The 17,130-nt window shown below is 67.9% G+C and carries 12 protein-coding genes; 3 read left to right on the top strand and 9 right to left on the bottom strand.

The window, feature by feature from the left end; all coding sequences use genetic code 11:
- The first annotated feature begins 530 nt into the window (after window positions 1-530).
- Window positions 531-2,594, top strand: a complete 2,064-nt coding sequence (locus tag UA75_RS24545; protein ID WP_075742277.1) for an alpha/beta hydrolase family protein — start codon at window positions 531-533, stop codon at window positions 2,592-2,594.
- Between the two features lie 120 nt (window positions 2,595-2,714).
- Here UA75_RS24545 and UA75_RS24540 read toward each other — a convergent pair whose 3' ends face one another.
- Both UA75_RS24540 and UA75_RS24535 read right to left on the bottom strand, forming a co-directional pair.
- A complete protein-coding gene (locus tag UA75_RS24540) occupies window positions 2,715-4,367 on the bottom strand; it encodes a hypothetical protein (protein WP_075742276.1) in 1,653 nt (550 codons plus the stop codon).
- A gap of 428 nt (window positions 4,368-4,795) precedes the next feature.
- Window positions 4,796-8,170, bottom strand: a complete 3,375-nt coding sequence (locus UA75_RS24535; RefSeq protein WP_083690888.1) for a S8 family serine peptidase — start codon at window positions 8,168-8,170, stop codon at window positions 4,796-4,798.
- 88 nt (window positions 8,171-8,258) lie between these two features.
- On the opposite strand from UA75_RS24535, the gene UA75_RS24530 reads away from it, so the two are divergent.
- Together UA75_RS24530 and UA75_RS24525 are read left to right on the top strand one after the other, a co-directional pair.
- Complete coding sequence (locus tag UA75_RS24530; protein WP_075742274.1) at window positions 8,259-9,506, top strand: helix-turn-helix transcriptional regulator; 1,248 nt, start codon at window positions 8,259-8,261, stop codon at window positions 9,504-9,506.
- A 1,006-nt stretch (window positions 9,507-10,512) separates the two neighbouring features.
- The gene (locus tag UA75_RS24525) at window positions 10,513-11,820 is read left to right on the top strand and encodes an exonuclease domain-containing protein (RefSeq protein WP_198042847.1); all 1,308 of its coding nucleotides are present in this window, start codon (window positions 10,513-10,515) and stop codon (window positions 11,818-11,820) included.
- 622 nt (window positions 11,821-12,442) lie between these two features.
- Here the strand turns inward: UA75_RS24525 and UA75_RS24520 are convergent.
- The 7 genes from UA75_RS24520 to UA75_RS24495 all read right to left on the bottom strand — a co-directional run bounded on the left by UA75_RS24520 (window position 12,443) and on the right by UA75_RS24495 (window position 16,976).
- Entirely contained in the window at window positions 12,443-13,240 is a 798-nt protein-coding gene (locus UA75_RS24520; protein WP_075742273.1) for a pectate lyase, read from the bottom strand.
- A gap of 368 nt (window positions 13,241-13,608) precedes the next feature.
- Window positions 13,609-13,932, bottom strand: a complete 324-nt coding sequence (locus UA75_RS33415) for a hypothetical protein (RefSeq protein ID WP_157434416.1) — start codon at window positions 13,930-13,932, stop codon at window positions 13,609-13,611.
- A gap of 280 nt (window positions 13,933-14,212) precedes the next feature.
- The gene (locus UA75_RS24515) at window positions 14,213-14,881 is read right to left on the bottom strand and encodes a hypothetical protein (protein WP_075742272.1); all 669 of its coding nucleotides are present in this window, start codon (window positions 14,879-14,881) and stop codon (window positions 14,213-14,215) included.
- Window positions 14,882-14,912: 31 nt separating this feature from the next.
- Window positions 14,913-15,233: a hypothetical protein gene (locus UA75_RS24510; protein WP_075742271.1), complete on the bottom strand. Its 321-nt coding sequence runs from the start codon at window positions 15,231-15,233 to the stop codon at window positions 14,913-14,915.
- Window positions 15,230-15,538, bottom strand: a complete 309-nt coding sequence (locus UA75_RS24505) for a YbaB/EbfC family nucleoid-associated protein (protein WP_075742270.1) — start codon at window positions 15,536-15,538, stop codon at window positions 15,230-15,232. Before UA75_RS24505 ends, UA75_RS24510 begins: the two co-directional genes overlap by 4 nt.
- On the bottom strand, window positions 15,538-15,861 hold the full coding sequence (locus tag UA75_RS24500) for a YbaB/EbfC family nucleoid-associated protein (protein WP_075742269.1): 324 nt from the start codon (window positions 15,859-15,861) through the stop codon (window positions 15,538-15,540). The genes UA75_RS24505 and UA75_RS24500 overlap by 1 nt, the downstream gene beginning before the upstream one ends.
- A gap of 254 nt (window positions 15,862-16,115) precedes the next feature.
- Window positions 16,116-16,976 carry a helix-turn-helix domain-containing protein gene (locus UA75_RS24495; RefSeq protein WP_083683564.1) on the bottom strand — a complete coding sequence of 287 codons (861 nt, stop codon included), beginning with the start codon at window positions 16,974-16,976 and terminating at the stop codon, window positions 16,116-16,118.
- Between the last annotated feature and the right edge of the window lie 154 nt (window positions 16,977-17,130).

Below are 17,130 nucleotides of genomic sequence, written 5' to 3'. Positions count from 1 at the left end.
GAGCCCGGCGATCGGATCGAAGTCGACCAGCCGCCCGCGTCGGTGATCGAGACGACCGGGGTGAGCATCGTCGGAGCGCTCATCGCCTCAGCCCGCTCGGCATCGGCGCCCGCGTGCCACGCGCCGACCGACTCCCGGACGGCGACGAATTCTCCGCGCCGAGGAACGACCTGCTCGGCCTGCCGCAGAATCCCCTGACCACCTTGTCGGTGATCTCGACGGTCTTCTTCGCACGGCTCTTCCTCCTGCCGAACAGTCCCATGCTGACTCGTTCCCTTCGCGGTGTCGGCGATGCGAGGGGGCCGCCCGCCCCCCGTCGCTGAGTAGGCCCGTCGCCGTCGATCCTGGGCTCGCTCGATCACCTACCGATCCCAGCTTTCGCGACCGGCCGCCCGCCCTGCGACGGCGGGCCGCCGGTCCTGTCGGCCTGCCATGGCCCGCTTTCCCGGGTGCGGGGAGGACTTCCGCGCCTGACCCGATCCCCGCCTGCCGTCCCTGGTTTCGGGGGAACGGCAGTGCTAAGAAAGCGTGTGACCACTGACCCCGGCCGGAATGAGCGCCCCGACACGCCCTTCGCCGACCTCGACGACTATCTGGACCTGCCCAGGCTTGCGGGGCTCCGCCTCGCCCCGGACGGCAGCAGGCTCGTCGTCGGCGTGACCACGGTGAACTCAGCCAGGACGCGGCATGTCTCCGCCGTGTGGGAGGTCGACCCGACCGGCGTTCGACCCGCTCGCCGTCTCACGCGCAGCGCCCAGGGTGAGTCGGCGGCTGGCTTCACCCCGTCCGGAGAACTGCTCTTCCTGTCCACCCGGCCCGGTCCCGACGACGACGAACCGGCTTCGGCGGCCGCCCTGTGGCGCCTGCCCGGCGACGGTGACGCACACGTGGTGGCCGCGCCGCCCGGCGGTGCGCACGACGTCGTCGTCACCCCGGCCGGGACGGTGCTGTTCGGCTCCTCGGTGATGCCCTCGGCCGCAGACCTGGCCCAGGATGCGCAGATCCGGGCGCTGCGCAAGGACACGACGGTGTCGGTGATCCTTCACGAGGAGTTCCCGATCCGGCACTGGGATCACCACCTCGGTCCGGATCGGAACCGCCTGATCATCGCCGACGGCCGCGAAGACCTCGCCGACGCCGACGGCCGGTGGCCGCTGCGTGACCTCACCGGACACGTCGGCCGTGCCCTGGGCGACGACGTGGTCTGGGACATCACCCCGGACGGGCGCACCGTGGTGACGGGCTGGGCGGTGGCGGAGCCTCGGGCGTCGCAGCGCTACACCCTGGTCGCGATCGACGTCGAGACCGGCGAGCGTCGCACCCTCGCCGACGACGCCGACTTCGAGTACGAGTCGCCGCTGATCTCCCCGGACGGACGGCACATCGCCGTGGTCGTCCACCGCCGCTCCACACCGGAGCGGCCCTACGAGTTGGCGTTGGGAGTCCTGCCCGTCGAGGGCGGGCCGCTGCGGATGCTCGGCGAGGACTGGGACCGCTGGCCGCGCTCGGCACAGTGGACGCCCGACGGCACCGCGCTCATCGTGGTCGCGGACGACGACGGTCGTGCCCCGCTGTGGCGGCTGGACGCGACCACCGGCACGCCCACCCGGCTCACCGACGACGGCTCGTACACCGACCTCCAGGTGTCACCCGACGGCCAGTGGGTCTATGCGCTGCGGTCGGCCGTCGACAGTCCGCCCACCGTGGTCCGGGTCCCGCTGCCGGGCGGACGGACGGTGGAGCCCCTGCCCGGCCCGGCGGAGGCGCTGGGCAAGGTCGCCCCGCTGCCCGGCACGGTGACCGAGGTCGTCACCACCGCGGCGGACGGCACGCGGCTGCGGGCCTGGCTCAGCCTGCCCACGGGCGCAAGCGAGGCGACACCCGCGCCGCTGCTGTTGTGGATCCACGGCGGACCGGTCATGTCGAGCAACTCGTGGTCGTGGCGGTGGAACCCCTGGATCGCCGCAGCTCAGGGCTATGCGGTGCTGCAACCGGACCCCGCGTTGTCCACCGGTTACGGCCTCGACTTCATTCGACGTGGCTGGAACGAATGGGGTGGCAGGCCCTACACCGACCTGATGGCCGCCACCGACGCGGCGGTGCAGCGCTCCGACATCGACTCCGATCGCATCGCCGCGATGGGCGGTTCCTTCGGCGGGTACATGGCCAACTGGGTGGCGGGCCACACGGACCGGTTCGCCGCGATCGTCACCCACGCCTCGGACTGGATGCTCAAGGACGCGAACGAGGTCGGCGACATCGCCTACGAGTTCGTCCGAGAGATGACGCCCGAGACGGCGGACGCCAACTCGCCGCATCACTTCGTCGATGCCATCACCACGCCGATGCTCGTCATCCACGGCGACAAGGACTACCGGGCGGTGGTCGGGGAGTCCCTGCGTCTCTTCCGGGACCTGCTCGTGCACTCGACCTCGGGCGACACGCCGAACCCGCACAAGTTCCTGTACTACCCGGACGAGAACCATTGGATCCTGACGCCGAATCATGCGAAGGCCTGGTACGCCACCGTCTTCGCGTTCCTCGACCAGCATGTGCACGGCAGGGAGTGGGTGCGGCCGACGCTGCTCGGGTGAGGGAGGGTCCCGCAGCCTCGCCGGCCGCCTCCTCCGCTGCCGGGTGACGCGGAGGACGTCACGTCGACTCCGGCGGTCGCGGTCGACGTGACGTTGATCCGTCCCGCGTCGATCTTGTAGTCAACGCCGGGGGAGCGGCCTGCACGGACCGATGATCCTCGGACGTGGGTCGACGTCTACGGCCGCCTTCTCGGCGCCGTGCCGGGTACTGCCCGCACGAATCCGGGCCCGCGCGGCCGTGAACTCGATCTCCAGCGCCATGAACCGCATTCCGATCTCGATCCGGCGGCGCAACAGCCGGGCCTCGGGGCCGTATGACCGGGCCGCCGTCAGCAGCGGCGCCAATGCGGCGCGGCGGTCGGCCTGCCAACGCCGGTCGCGATCGAGCCGATCGTGCGCGGCCCGAACCATTGCGGGGAACCTCGCAGACAGCAGGAAGTCGCACAACTCCCCGGCGGACTCCCGCAGCAGCCGATCACCGCCGAGCCGGGACTCGCTGGTCAGGAATCGGGTGATCAGCCCGTCCGGCAGCGCGGACTCCCCGTTCGATCCGATCGTCAGCCGGTCGACCGGCATGAGTTCGAAGGCCACCAACGCGTCGAGGTCCGCCAGGGCGTTCCGGAGGTCCCTACCCTCAGCGGAGCGCAGGCTCGCCAGGGAGGCGTCGCCGTTGAGTCGGGTGAGCCAGCCGTGATCGTGATCCTCCGTAGCGCCCGCCCCGTCGGCTGCGCCGGAACCGAGGTCATGCGGGCTGCGGAGGCCGTCGCCTGCGCCGTCATCGTTCTCCACGTTCATGCCCTGGCCGCGCTCTGTGTCCGTGGCGAGATCTCCGTAGCCGGCCGCGTTGCTGCCTTCGCGCGCACAGCCGTCGCCCGCCGGATCGGCGGGCAGGCGTACCGGAGCGCCGAAGATCGTGATCCGCCGGCAGCGGTGAATGCCGTCGCCGACGGTGACATGCATCGACGGTGGAGTCTGCTGCCGTTGCGGCGCTCCTGCCGCCACCTGCTTCGAATACCCGGCCGGCCGTTCCCATGCCGCGATCGCCGCCAGCGTCTGCCGCGCGATCCGGCGGGCCCGTTCTTCCAGATCACCCGCAAGCTGCGGCAGGGCGCGGGCCTCAGCGGCGAGGCCAGCCCGGAACCACCAGCGATCGATGTCGGTGTCGGCATCCGGCCAGGTCGGCAACGGCAGCGGGGGGACGTTCGGTCGGGCGTGACGACCGTCGGCCTGCGCCAGCGCGCGCCGCGCCTGGTCAGAACCGCGGTGGAACTCCGACAGCGCTTCCTGCGCCTGTCGTATCGACTCTTCCACCGCGGTGCGCACTGCGGTGACCGAGGGACCGAGCGCAGGCATCCCGGCCGGTCGGTCGCGGCCGTCACCGATCCGCCTGCCTCGATGCGCTGACGCAGGAGGGGCGAACCTCGACCGGCCCGAAGACACCGGGTACGTCGGGTCCATTCCCACCGGCTTGAGCAGACACGCCGGCGGCTTGTCCTCGGAGTGGGCTGCGGGACTCGGACCGGGCACCGGGCCGCCCGCCTCGGTGCGGCCTGCGGTGTCCGCATCGGCCCCGGGGGCGGCGTCGGCAATGCGGGCCGCAGCTGTGTCGTTCTCGGACAGTCTCGCCACGATGTCCAGCAGTCCGCGCCAGCTCTCCGGCGTCTCGTCGGCACGACACTGTGCTAACCGCTGCGTGATCGTCTCTCGCAGCACCGCGAAGGTGATCACGGGGAGGCCGTACCGGTCCGAACTCGCGTGTCGGGGTCCCGTCACGGGGACAGATTCCGCGTGCCGGGGCCTCCCTTCCGTCGACTCCTCGGCACAGGGGACGGACGACGTCTCCGGCGGGCAGGCCGCCATTGCCGTCATCGTCGGTCCCTGGCGCCGATTTCGACGCCGTCGTCGATTTCGTTCCACGTCATATCAAGTACTTCGTCCCCCGATCAGCCGTAGTCAAGTCGCCCGATGTGGTGATCATCTTGGGCGAATGTCGTGCTCCGGTCACGCGATGCCGTCGAATCCAGCTGAGGTCCGGAGACGACATCGGCAGCGGCGCCGTCCTAGAGGTCGTGGTCGGGCCGGTCGTCCGGGCGGAGGCCGGCGGGCCGACTCGGAGATGGCTTCGATCGGTTCCTGCCGTCCTGTGGAAGCAGGCCCGTCGCAGGCGCCGCCGCGCCCCCTCGGAGTCGGGCCGCAGCCTTTCAGTACAGCGGTACGGCGTCGATCACGGTCTGCTCGATGGTGCGACCATCCTTGGCCGTCGCCGCCACCCTGGTCGACACCGCATCGGCGTTGCGGAGTCGGAGTGCCGGGATCACCGTGTGCCTGGCTCCGTCCAGGCCCGGCAGCAGCAGCTGCTCATGCCACCGCCGACCGCCGTCGGTCGAGATCCACAGCCGAACCCGAGACATCGCGGGCCGTGCACGATCCGGTCCGCTCGAGTCGACCCGCAACGACATCGGCAGCGCCCGCCCTGATCTCGCGCGGCCGAATTCGTCGACGTCGGGGCGATAGTCGAGGTCCAGCAGCGCAGGACTGAAGCCGGTCATGGTGTCCTCGGTCGGTCCGTGTGAGCGGAACTCCCATGCGGTGCTGGTTCGGGCGCCTGCCGGTAGGACCCCGTCGGCGACCGTCGCGTCCAGCTCCAGACGGAACGATGCCTCCTCCGGAGAGGTGAAGAAATGCCCGTAGGTGCTCTGCCGCTCGCCGACCAGTTCCTCGTCTCGATAGAGCCGCAGTGTGGTCTCCTCGAGTTGCTCGTGCTCCAGCAGCCCGCCATGCGCACCGTTGCCGAAGTGGATGTCCGCGACGAGGGCGGCGTCGCCCTGCCACACCGACCTGGTCACCGGCGTCAACCGCGACCGCCACGTCGACGTACGCCATTCACCCTCCCGGTACGCCGGATCATGCCGATCGCAGACCCGCCGGGTCAGCTCGGCGGGATCGATCACACACTGCTGCCAGGTCACCGACGGGTCGACACTGATCAGCTCGGTCCGGCGCCCCGGCACCGGAAGATCGTGCAGCCAGATGATCGCCGTCCCGCCGAACGGGGTGTGGTACGACCGGTACTCCAGATACTCCGCCTCAGCAGGTGCCTCGAACACGGTCTCGACTCGCGCGAGCCGCAGCGACTCGCGCCAGGTCAGCACCGAGGAGGGCGGACTGGGATAGTGATCCTCCACCGACACCAGGTCGTAGATCTCCTGCCGATCGCCGAGCCGACGTTGGCTCTCCAACCGCCAGCGGCCCTCGGTGCGGAACATGCCGCTGGTCACGGGTCTGGTCGGCTGCGCGAAGACCTGCCCGCCCGCGAAGGCGCTCAACTCGGGGAACATCAGCGCGGTGTAACTGCGGCTGCCGTCGCCCCGGCTGTACCCGAGCATGCCCTCCAGCGGCGTGGTGGGCACGCCCTGCACCGTCATCGCTCTCATCCGCTCCGCACGCCGTGCGTCCACGACGTATTCGGTGTCCTCCTCGACGAGCAGTTCTGCCGTTCCGGCCACCGACAGCGTCTCAGCCTCGCCGCCGCGCGCCGGGGTGGTCACCCGTGCCATCACGCTGTAATGCCCCGGCACCACGTCCAGGACTGCCTGACCGTGCTCGTCGAGCCGGGCCGCCGGGAAGAATCCGCCCACGAAGTCCTCGCCCCGCAACACCTCGACGACGCCGCCCGACAGCGGCTCGCCGCGCCGATCCAGCACCGAGACTCGCAGCTCGTGACGCTCGGGCTCGATCAGGAACCCGGTCGGGATGTGCAGCATCGCCCCGTCGGCGCCCGACACGGTCACCGTGCCGCTGAACTGGCCCGCGCCGAGACCCTCCTGGGCGAGGGTGACGGTGACCTGCGTCGACTCGCCCGGTGCGAGTGCGACGGTCGCCGGGGAGACGGTCACCAGCTCGGCGGGGACGGTCACCAGGTCGGCATCGGCGATCTCGTCCGTCACCGTCAGTTCGGCAGGCTCCTCACCGAGATTGGTCAGCGTGACATCGACTCGAATCGGATCGGAGGACTCGGCCCGCAGCACGCCGAGATCGAGGGTGTCCACATCGGCGACCAAGGACGTCGTGACCGCCGATTCGAGATCGATCCGTCCGCCGCCCTGCTGCCAGCGGGACCCCCAGACCGGGACGGCGGTGCCCACCAGAGCGGAGCGAAGCTGTGCCCAGCCAAGGTGCGGATGTCGCTCCCGCAGTAGCGCCGCAGCGCCCGCCACATGCGGCGCGGCCTGCGAGGTCCCCGACATCGCGGTGTACGGCTCGGCCGTCCCGCCGCCCGCGCGAGCGCCGACGATCTCCGAGCCGGGCGCGACGATCTCTGGTTTGAGACGACCGGAGCCCCGCGTCGGCCCGGTACTGGAGAAGCCGGTCAGACGGTCGTCGGCGTCGACCGCGCCGACGGTCAGCGCGTGTGCGGCGATGCCCGGCGACTCCACGGTCCCCGCATCGGGACCGGAATTACCTGCTGCCACGACGAACAGCGTGTCGCTCTCCTGCGCAAGTCGGTCCAACGCCTGGGCGACCGGGTCATCCTCGTCGCCCGCCGGTGTGCCCAGACTGAGGTTGACGATGTCGGCGCCCTGGTCCACGGCCCACTGCATGCCCTCGATCAACCAGGAGACCTGCCCGCGGCCGTCATCCCCGAGCACCTTCCCGGCGAGCAGTTGCGCGCCGTGCGCAACGCCTCGCCGCGCGCCGTCCGCCGCGGCACCGCTGCCTGCGATCACCGAGGCGACGTGCGTGCCGTGCCCGTGTCCGTCCGCAGCTGAATCCGCGGCGGTGAAGTTCTCCGCTGCGGTCACCACCCCTGTCAGGTCGGGGTGCTCGATGTCCACGCCGGTGTCGAGCACTGCCACGCTGACACCCGTACCGCTCAGCCCGGTGTCCCAGGCGGTCGGGGCCGAGATCTGATCCAGGTTGCGGTCCCACTCCGCGACGTCGACTGCGGTGTCCAGCCATACCTTCTCGATCGCCGTGGCCGCCGAGACGGCCGGGTCAGAGGCTCCCGAGCCGTCGGCAAGGGCGGCGAGCGTGTCCCCGAGTTCCGGCGCAGTCGCCTTGGTGACCTCGGCGGCTACGGCGTCGATCACCGGCAGCGACAGTGTCGAATCCACAGCGGGGAGGACTTCGGCAGCGTTGAGCGTGTGAACGGCCCCTGAATCCCGGCCTTGCAGGATCAGCGGCAGCGTGTCGCGACTCGCGTCGTCATACCCTGCGGCGATCAGCCCACTGACGTTGAACAGGGCGAGATCGAGCACATCGGGGACGAGCGCGGCCACGTCATGGGGGATGACGAAGGTGTCACCCTCGTCGGAGTGCCAGGTCTGGAAGCCGACGCCGATGTCGGTTCGCGGTGCGGGATGGATCGTCACGGTGGGTTGCCCGGTGCCTGCGGAGTCGATCGCGACGACGTCTCCGGTGAGCAGGGTGACCGCCGCGTGGGTGATGCTCGGTTCCGAGATCGCGGTGGTAGAGCTCTCGGGCTGCGCGGCGGCCATGGCGGGCAGCGTCGAGACGGCGATGGCGGAACACACGATTCCGGCGAACAGTCGGCGTGGTGATCGGCCAAGATGCATGGGGTTTTCGTACCTGGCCGCCTATCGAATCTGATACGAAATCGGCTGGCGTGTTGTCGCCACGGCAGCTACTCGCCAGCATGTCGAGATGTTGGAAGCCGTGGGTGTCAGTCCGATCGAGGAGGCGGTCTACCGGGCCTTGTTGTCTGCGCCGAGACAGACGGTGGCCGAACTGGCGCGGCGCTGCGGGCACGGCACCGACGCGGTACGGCGCGCGACGACCGCCCTGGAACGCCTCGGGCTGGCCAGCCGAGTGGCCGGTCGGCCGGTCCGGCTGATCGCTGCCCGCCCCGACGTCGCCGTGGATGCACTGGTCGCCCGACGACGGGAGGAACTGGGCCAGGTGCGACTGGAGGCCCGGCGACTGCTGAGCGAGATGCCCGCCGATCAGCAGCATCGCCCCGATCAGCTCGTGGAGATCCTGGCGGGCCGGTCTGCAGTGTCCGCCCGGTTCGCCCAGCTTCTCCAGACGACTCGCGAAGAGCTGCTGGTGTTCGACCGGCCCCCGTATGCGGGTGACTATGATCGAAGCAATCGGCAGGTGGTCGGGCTCCTGAATGTCGGAACCACGGTGCGTGGCGTCTACACCCCGGAGTCGATGGAGCTGCCGGGCGCCCTAGAAGCGGCGCTGGCTGCGGCCAGGCTCGGCGAACAATCCCGGATGCACCCCGCGATCCCGATGAAACTCGCCATCTTCGACCGTCGGGCGGCCCTGTTGCCGTTGGTGATCGAAGATCAGATGGACAGTGCGCTGGTCGTGCACTCCTCCGCCCTCCTGGATGCGCTGGTCGCCTTGTTCGAACTGGTCTGGCAGCTGGCGGTGCCTCTGGCGGGGTCGGGGGCGGGCGCGCGGCGGGGGAGGGGCGACGCGGCTTCTCGGGTCACGGCGGGGATGTGCAGCCCGATCTCGGGACAGCGAAGGACAGTGGCGGGTACCGGGCCCCGGCCTGCTTCGGTGGTGAGTCCTTCTGTGGTGAACCGTCCTGTGGTGAGTGCGGAGGCGGATGCGGCGGGTCCGTTGAGGGGTGCGTCGGAGATCGGTGTCATGGCGAGCCTCGTCGGCGGCACGGGGACTCCAGGGGAAGTCGGCCGCCCGTGGGCGCACGCTGAAGTCCACGACGACTCTGCCGTCGTCATCGACTCCGACCAACGACTGTTGACGCTGCTGGCCGCCGGGCTGAAAGATGAGGCCATCGCTCGTCAGCTCGGCGTCAGCACCCGTACTGTCAGTCGCCGCGTCGCGGACATGCTCGACGTCCTGAACTCCCGCACCCGGTTCCAGGCCGGTGTCATGGCGCAGCGGCAGGGGTGGTTGGCGGGGGCGACTGACGAATGAGCACCCGTCGGGATCAAGGCGGTTCACCGGGTTGGTTTCTGCTGCTCTCACCAGGCTGCGAGTCTGATTCCGCCCCGTCATGAGCAGCCTGGTGAGAGCCTCACGCAGGCGCCCCTCTCAGCGGTGCGGCGCCCTCGCTGCTATTTCGAGGTAAAGGTCTGCTCTCCGCCCTGCTCGTATTGAAACTGTGGATGCCGTAGCTTCATTACCCATGAATTCTGGCCTCTTCTTCAGGTCCGTCGGGCCGGGAAAGAGGAGATTCATCGTCACCTTGAGCTGATCCTTTCTTGCGGCGGCGGCTGACGACTAGCCGGTCGTCATGGGCATCGAGGAGCCGTCGGTGCGCCAGGTGGTTCGCAAGACGACGCACGTCGGCAGCACGCTCAACGAGGCGGAACGCGAGTGCAGACACGCTCACCACGTGAACATGGCCCAGTGCGATCACGGTCGCGCTGCGTGGGCAGTCGTAACGGCCCCAGTCTTCTCGACGAGATCGCCGGCCCATGGAGACGGAGGATCAAATTCAGCGGGTCCTTGGCAGCTCGAACGATCTCCACAGCGGTCGGGATTCGTCTGGATGGTCCTTGGCCGGCGCAGATCTGTTCGGGGGACCACTCGGGCGGGACCCGAACGCCGAGTCGTCCCGGCTCTGTCTGCGCGTTGGAGCGAGGGGCTCTGCTGTCATCACCGGCTGCTCGCCCAACCATTCATCGCCTGCTCCGGTTGCCCTCAGGAAACGAGGTTTCCTGCGTCGCCCCCTCAAGCGAGATCGACGATGACTTCGGCGTATACACCCGGCGGGTACGCCGTGGTAGGGCTCGCAGGTGATCGTTGACGACGGAGACCCCCGGATGAGGACGGTGGTCTCCTCACCGAGGTCGATCGGGTGGCGTGCCGTGTCGTCGGCACGCTCTTCGTCGTACCCCCCAGGGATGATCACGGCTATGGGCGAATTCCCGTGGGCTGGGCGTCGCGACTGATCGACGCGGGGGGAGCAGTGAGGACAGTGGGATATGCAGTACTGGACACGGAGACGACCGGCTTCACGCCGGGCTGGCATCGGGTCGTCGAGATCGGCGTCGTGCAGCTCGATGAGGACGGGACGGTGGTGGACGAGTGGTGCACACTGATCAACCCCGAACGGGACCTCGGACCGCAGCATGTGCACGGGATCACCTCGGCGGACGTTCGGCATGCGCCGGTGTTCGCCGACATCGCCGGTGACCTGGCCGCCCGGTTGGCGGGACGGGTCGTCGTCGCGCACAACCTGTCGTTCGACGTGGACTTCCTGGCCGCCGAGTACGGACGGGTCGGGCTCGACGTTCCCTTGGCGGTGATGCCAGGTCTGTGCACCATGCGACTCGCCAATCGTTATCTGCGAGCCTCTGCCCGATCGTTGGCGGCCTGCTGCGCCGCCGCAGGCGTGCCCTTGACCGAGGCACATTCGGCATTGCACGACGCGTATGCGGCGGCCGGGCTGCTGGTCGGGTATCTCCAGGCTGCCGGAACACCCGAGCCTTGGCGAGATCTGCTCTCGGAGGCCGCCGCCTGGCGTTGGCCCCGGCTGCCGCCTGCGACCGGTCGGGTCGCCCGCCGTGGCGCTGCCGCAGGCCCACGCGAGCACTTCCTCAGCAGGCTGCCTGCCCTCGGCGGCCATCCTGCCGACCTGGGCTCTGTCGAGGACTACCTGACCATGCTGGACGCCGCGCTGGTGGACCGGCATCTCTCGCTCAGTGAAGAGGACTGCCTGGTGGAGTTGGCGTTGGCGGCCGGGCTCAGCCGTGTGGAAGCCCTCGGTGCGCACCGTCGGTATCTCGCCGTGGTCGCCCGCGCCGCCGCCTCGCAGGCGGACCGTACGGACCTGATGAGGATCGCCGCCCTGATCGGCCTTCGTGAGCCCGACGTGGACCGTGCACTGCGCGGCTCGATCGTGCCGCCTGCCGTGCCGCCGCCTACGCCGGAGGTGTTCCCGGATGGCGCGCCCCAGGACGACTCGGACGTCGTCGACGAGGCCAGGACCGGGCCGAGCTGGGGTCGGTTCCGCCTGTGTGCAGGCGACCGCATCGTCTTCACCGGACAGACGCGGGCACCGCGTGAACGGTGGACGTTGCGGACCACGTCCGCAGGCCTCGTGGAGGTGGGGCACGTGACGAGGAAGACGCGGCTCGTCGTGGCGGCCGACCCGGATTCGTTGTCGGGGAAGGCCAGGAAGGCCAGGAACTACGGCATCCCGATCGTCACGGAGGACGCCTTCGCACTGCTGCTGGACCGCATGATGTCCGCCGGGCAGCCTCGGCCTGCGGGCGGCGCGTGACGCCGGGTGGTCGTCCGGAGGAGCCTGCGGTCTGGCGACGGCTCGGAGCAGTTGCCGCATTGCGGCTCCCAGGACATGAATCGACCGTCGGCGGAGTTTTCGGAACCGGTCCGGCGGCGCGGCCAGGCGGCGTGCCACCGATGCGAGCCGTGCGGCGGGTTCGACGGCGAGGCGGGCGGGCCCGGCGGCGGCTGAGCGGAGCCGTGCCGGGACGTCGGTGCGGGCACCGGCAAGGGGCCTGGAGCGAGCGCGGGTGCGGTTGCGCACCGAGCTGACAGACGCCGTTCCGGGCCGCGCTTCGTCCGCCTGCCACGTCGGGCATGAGGACGGCTCACGGTCCGGGGGGCAGGGGCGGCCCTGTGAGCGGCGGGAGACGAGGGTTGGGCACGTTGCCGGGGTGCGGTGGATGACCATGACACGATGATCGAACAGGTGTTCGATCAGTGCAAGATATCGATCGAGTGGAGTGTCTTGGGCGCCGACGAGGACACCCGCCCGATGCGGGCGGGTGTCCTCGGCTGACCGGCGACGTCGACGGTCGCCCTGATCGAGTCGTCGCGGTCGAGTCGTCGCGATCGGGTTCGTCACGGCCGGGCCGTCACGGCCGGTCGGACCGGTCGGCTCACTGGTAGGTGATGTCCGACTCCTCGTAGAGGCAGTGCGTGCCGTCCGGACCTTCGCCGGTCTCGTCCGGCTCGTCGCCGTCGTCATTGCCCTCGTACCGCTGGCAGATGGTGATGTCGCGGTCGTCATCGCCGATGATCGTGATGTTCGACAGCGTCGCGGTGTCGCCGTAGTTCTCGTTGATGCCGACGAGGCGATCCCCCGGCGTGTTCACGGTGATGTCGTCGAGGACCACATGCCGCTCGTACATGCTGCTGCAGTTGCCGCACGATCGGTACAGCGCACCGAAGTCCTCCACCGTGAAGCCGGTGACGGTCAGGGTGCCGGGGCCGTTGTGCTGGAACACCTTGTCCTCGGCTGCCGCGGCGCTGCCGCCCTCGACCCGGAACTGCGCGGACGCCGAGTCGGCACGGAAGGTGGCGGCGTCCTCGCCGACGTCCTCCCAGACGACGTTGCGCAGGGTGCAGCTTCCCTCGCAGTGGACGCCGTCCGCCGCCGGGCTGCCGAGCACGACATTGCTCAGGGTGACTCCGTCTTCGAGCTCGAAGAGCGGGTCGCCGCCCTCACCCTGTCCGCCGTCACCGAGGTCGCCCTCGCCGTAATACCTGGTGCCACCGCCGTCGAAATCCTCGGTGAGCACGATCGTCTCGGACACCGGCTCGTCGAGGGCCGTCGTGCTCGGCTCGGCCACGCCTGCTGCCGGACTGAGGACCAGCGCGGCAGCGGCGAGCGGGGTGGTGATCAGCGCTGCCAGCACTGATCGTGTTCGATGAGAAGCCGTCGGAGAAGACCACATCGCTGGGGCTCCTTTACTCTGCGCTCTTATCGGATCGATATCCGGAAAGCGCTTTCCCGCCGCCTATGTTAGACAATCGTTATTGGTCCTGTCAACACTGTAGGCAATATGTTGGTGACTAACTATCGGAAGCTTGGTATTCGACGACTCGTCGATGGCACTTCGACGAGGGATCATCGAATGAGCATTCGTCCGACGTTGTGGAGGGAGATTTTCACGATCGGTGGGGCGGCTATCTGAACGGCGTGGTCGGCATCGGCTGCGCCGTCGTGTGACGTCCGGCCAAGGATCACGGCTCCACAAGTACGACAAGATGCCCCCACCGACCTCTTTGAGCGCTACACCCCCTTCTTTTCGATGAACTCGGGCTACTCGCCTTCAATATGACCCAGCAAGGCCTGATCGACAGCGCGGGCGACCTCGAGTGTCGGGTCCTCTTCCGGTTGATCATTATTGGACTGATCGGTCCGACGCACAGAGTAGGAGATGGTCACATTAACGTTCGTGCGCCGAAAGTTGATGGAGCGCCCGCTGTTCTCAAGTGGCGTGGCGTATGCATCGTCACCCAGGTCGGCGATATCTACTGGCGGCGGATCTGCCTGATTATTCCGCGCTCTGTTGAAGGCGGAATCTGCGATCGCGACTGCGCTCAGATCTGATGATTCTGGTGGAGTGTGAATCAGCCAGGACACGTGTAGTCTGTTCCTGGTGGGGGTGTCTTCGGAACCGACCGCCGGTTTTGAAATGTAATCCCATCTGCATGAGTCCATGTTCGTCGTTCGACCCGGCTCGCTTGGCGCGCCAGGCACCAGCCGATCTCGCAGCTCTATCGGCACCAGATCACATGAAGAAGGCAGCTCCGAAAAATCGGCGGTCGATTGGTTTTGCGCTGGCATGGGGCCTGTCGTGCACGACACCATCAGAACTACCGAGAGGCCGCCGACGAGCGCGGCACGAGTTGTCCTCTGGCTTCTAGGGCGTGACTCGATCGCGGACATTCCACCCCCCAATGTCCACCGAAGATTGCGGAATTGTCTCTGGAACCCTGATGTCGGTGACGCCATGAAGCAGACTCTGGCCAGTCCTTCGATATTCGCTAATTGCAGTGTTGAGTACTGTTATGGTTTCTCCGCACTTTCGAACAAAATCTGCGATAGCATCGCAGATTACCTCGGCGACGCCGAAGAACAATTCTGTGATTCCGGAAGCGAACCCGCCCATCGCCTCGACGATGATTCCTGCACAGGTGTAGATGAAGCTGATTCCCTCATTGTATACGTCAGTCATGGTGCTGGCAATGTCCTTGAGGTGCTCTGACATTTCTTTGAAAACATCGACTGCGGTTTGGAAGATTCCTTCGAGGTGATCCAGATAGATGGTGAAGCTGTCGTATGCGCCACCTTGCCAGTAGGCGCTCAGGTCTGCTCTGCAATTCGATATCGAGTCAAGTGACTGATCGAGCTTCTGTTTTGCGTGAAATCCCCAGGCGTCGACTCGAGTTTCAATTGCCTCCGGGTGTCCGAAGGTGTCTCGAATTGTGTTGATCATGTCTTCGACTGCGCGTTCGCCGACCTTGTTGGCATACTCGATTATTTTATCGGCGTCCGATTCGGGGAAAGGGTCCAGAGATTCGTAACTCATGACAACCTCGAATTTCGTCGGCGTCCGGCGATCAGGGCAGTTCGTTGGTCAAGTAGTCGAACTGCGCATAGAACTCGGCGTCCCGACTCTCGTAATCGTCGGCCACGTCCTTGAGCGCGGTGGCCGCAGCCTCCAGTATCTCGGATCCCTCGCCGAGTCGACTCATCGCCTCGGTCAATGCTTCTCCGTACCTTCGGGTGGCTCCCGATTCGCTGCCGAGCAGACCGAGGCCCGTGTCGGAGAGTTCCTGCCCCGTGAGGTCGTCGCGTGCGCTCGCCCAGGAGTCCGCCGCCTCCTGAAGGAATCGCACGCTGTTGCGCAGTGCCTCCGGGACGACTTCGAAATCAGTCATCGTCGGTGCCCTTCCCTGGCATCGGTCGAAGTCTCCTGGCGAAGTGCTTCGGCCTTGGCCTCCGCTCGCTTGATGGATCGAAGCAACGCGGCGGACAGACCCCGGCCGTTGGTGTAACGAAGCTCCGCCGGATTGATCCGGATTTCGTTGAGCTGGCCATAACCACTCACCACGACGGCACCCAGGTCTCCTTCGAGGTCCTCGACAACAGTCGTTTTCGCGAGTCGGGCCGCCTTCTCTTTCGCCCTCTCATATTTCTGCTGGGCCAGGACAAGACGTTCCTTGATCTGTTCGGAGGAGTCCATCACCGGTCCTCGTCCTCGAGGAAGCCCGGCATGATCTCGGCCAGGGCCGCCCGACTCTCGTCGGCGGCCGCGCGACGGGCCTCCTGAATGACTGCGAGCACCCGACCACCGATCTTCGTGGGATGGGGGGTGCGGACCTCGGCGTCCTTGATGGTGATGTCGATGATGTGTCCGGCGCCGTCCACTACGACGGTGATGAGTCCGTCGGCGGTCGTCGACTCGTGCCGCTTCTCTGCTGCGCCCAGCCGAAGCTCTCGGACCTTGTCTCGTCGTTCCGCCAGCCGTTCCAGTACTGCCTGGGTATCCGCTACCGCGTCTACCATGTTCTCCCCCTGCGATCTATTGCACCATTCGATGGCAGCAGTATGCGACCGCGTGGCCGAACTCGCCGTGGCTGCATCGGTCGTCACTGGTGGGCAGCTTAGCGGTGTTGGTCAGCGCGCCGCGAACAGGTCGGGTTGAGAGCTCTTGTTTGCCGCAGGCTGTCGACTGTTGGTGTCGGCAGCCGATCGTGCATTACGCCAAGCGGTGCAATCGTGATTCGCCACTCACTCGAATGGCGCAGCAAAGGGAGAAGTCATTCTCCCGAACGGCAGTCCCGCGCATAGCGGGCAGGCGACTGGCCGACGGCGCGAGTGAAGTCCCGGGTCAGGTGTGCCTGGTCGCTGTAGCCGAGATCGCAGGCGAGCCGTGCCCAGTTCACGATGTCACCGTCGCCTGCTCGCTCGACGGCCTCGTGCACTCGGGAGCGCAGGAGCACCCATTTCGGCGGGACGCCCACGTACTCGGCGAACAGGCGTTGCAGGGTGCGCACGCCGATGTCGAATCGCTCCGCCACCGCGTCGACGCGGACCATGCCGGGATCCTCGACGATCGACCGCACCATCTCGGCGACAACCGGAGTCATCGGGTCCTTCTCGGGCAGTCGCGGGCGGAGGAACTCGTCCGCTGCCGCGACCAGCGCACTCGACTCGGCGACGTCGAGCACCGCCCGTGCCTGTTGGTCAGCCACAGGACCGAACGACTCCGCCACCGGCAGGACCCGGTCGGTCAACGCCGAGACCGGGCCGGTCAGGAACGGTCGGACGCCCGCCGGGCGGAATCGCACGCCCAGCACGTGGCCGGTGCCGGACAGCAGCCGGGAGTAGCGGCCGCGCATCACCCCGTACAACGCCGAGCCCGCCGGATCGAAGACGAGATGCACGGTGGGGTGCGGGATCACCCATTGCCGGTGGGACCGCCCGTCGGGCAGGTCCCAGTGAATCGTCCAGTAGTACTCGACGAACGGGGCGATCTCGGGCGCGGGCAGGTGCTTGCCGAGTCGGAAGCTCTCGTGGGCGACGGCCCGGTACAGCACGCCCGCACTGCGGACCGGCGCGGCGGGAGACAGACCGGGGCGCCCTTGGCTCGAGTGTCGCTGACCTGCGGTGATGGTCATGTCGGCAGCTTATGTCCCCGGTCGGACGGTTTCCCTGGGCCGCCGCGGTGCGGGATGCGTCCGGACACCGGTCCGGCTCTGGAGCGGTCCGGCGGCACCGACCCGGCGGCTGACGTCTTTGTTCAAGAATCCCGACCCCACCGGCTCCTACTGT

Origin of the sequence: Actinoalloteichus sp. GBA129-24, from assembly GCF_001941645.1 — a bacterium.
Lineage (GTDB): Bacteria > Actinomycetota > Actinomycetes > Mycobacteriales > Pseudonocardiaceae > Actinoalloteichus_A > Actinoalloteichus_A fjordicus.
Note: the sequence above shows the minus strand (reverse complement) of the source record. Positions and strands in the feature narration are given on the sequence as shown.

Bases quoted from the DNA above. Each gene is read 5' to 3' on its own strand.
- UA75_RS24500 (WP_075742269.1), bottom strand. From the start codon at position 15,861: ATGGTAGACGCGGTAGCGGATACCCAGGCAGTACTGGAACGGCTGGCG.
- UA75_RS24530 (WP_075742274.1), top strand. From the start codon at position 8,259: ATGTTGGAAGCCGTGGGTGTCAGTCCGATCGAGGAGGCGGTCTACCGG.
- UA75_RS24510 (WP_075742271.1), bottom strand. From the start codon at position 15,233: ATGACTGATTTCGAAGTCGTCCCGGAGGCACTGCGCAACAGCGTGCGA.
- UA75_RS24515 (WP_075742272.1), bottom strand. From the start codon at position 14,881: ATGAGTTACGAATCTCTGGACCCTTTCCCCGAATCGGACGCCGATAAA.
- UA75_RS24535 (WP_083690888.1), bottom strand. From the start codon at position 8,170: ATGCATCTTGGCCGATCACCACGCCGACTGTTCGCCGGAATCGTGTGT.
- UA75_RS24495 (WP_083683564.1), bottom strand. From the start codon at position 16,976: ATGACCATCACCGCAGGTCAGCGACACTCGAGCCAAGGGCGCCCCGGT.
- UA75_RS24520 (WP_075742273.1), bottom strand. From the start codon at position 13,240: ATGTGGTCTTCTCCGACGGCTTCTCATCGAACACGATCAGTGCTGGCA.
- UA75_RS24505 (WP_075742270.1), bottom strand. From the start codon at position 15,538: ATGGACTCCTCCGAACAGATCAAGGAACGTCTTGTCCTGGCCCAGCAG.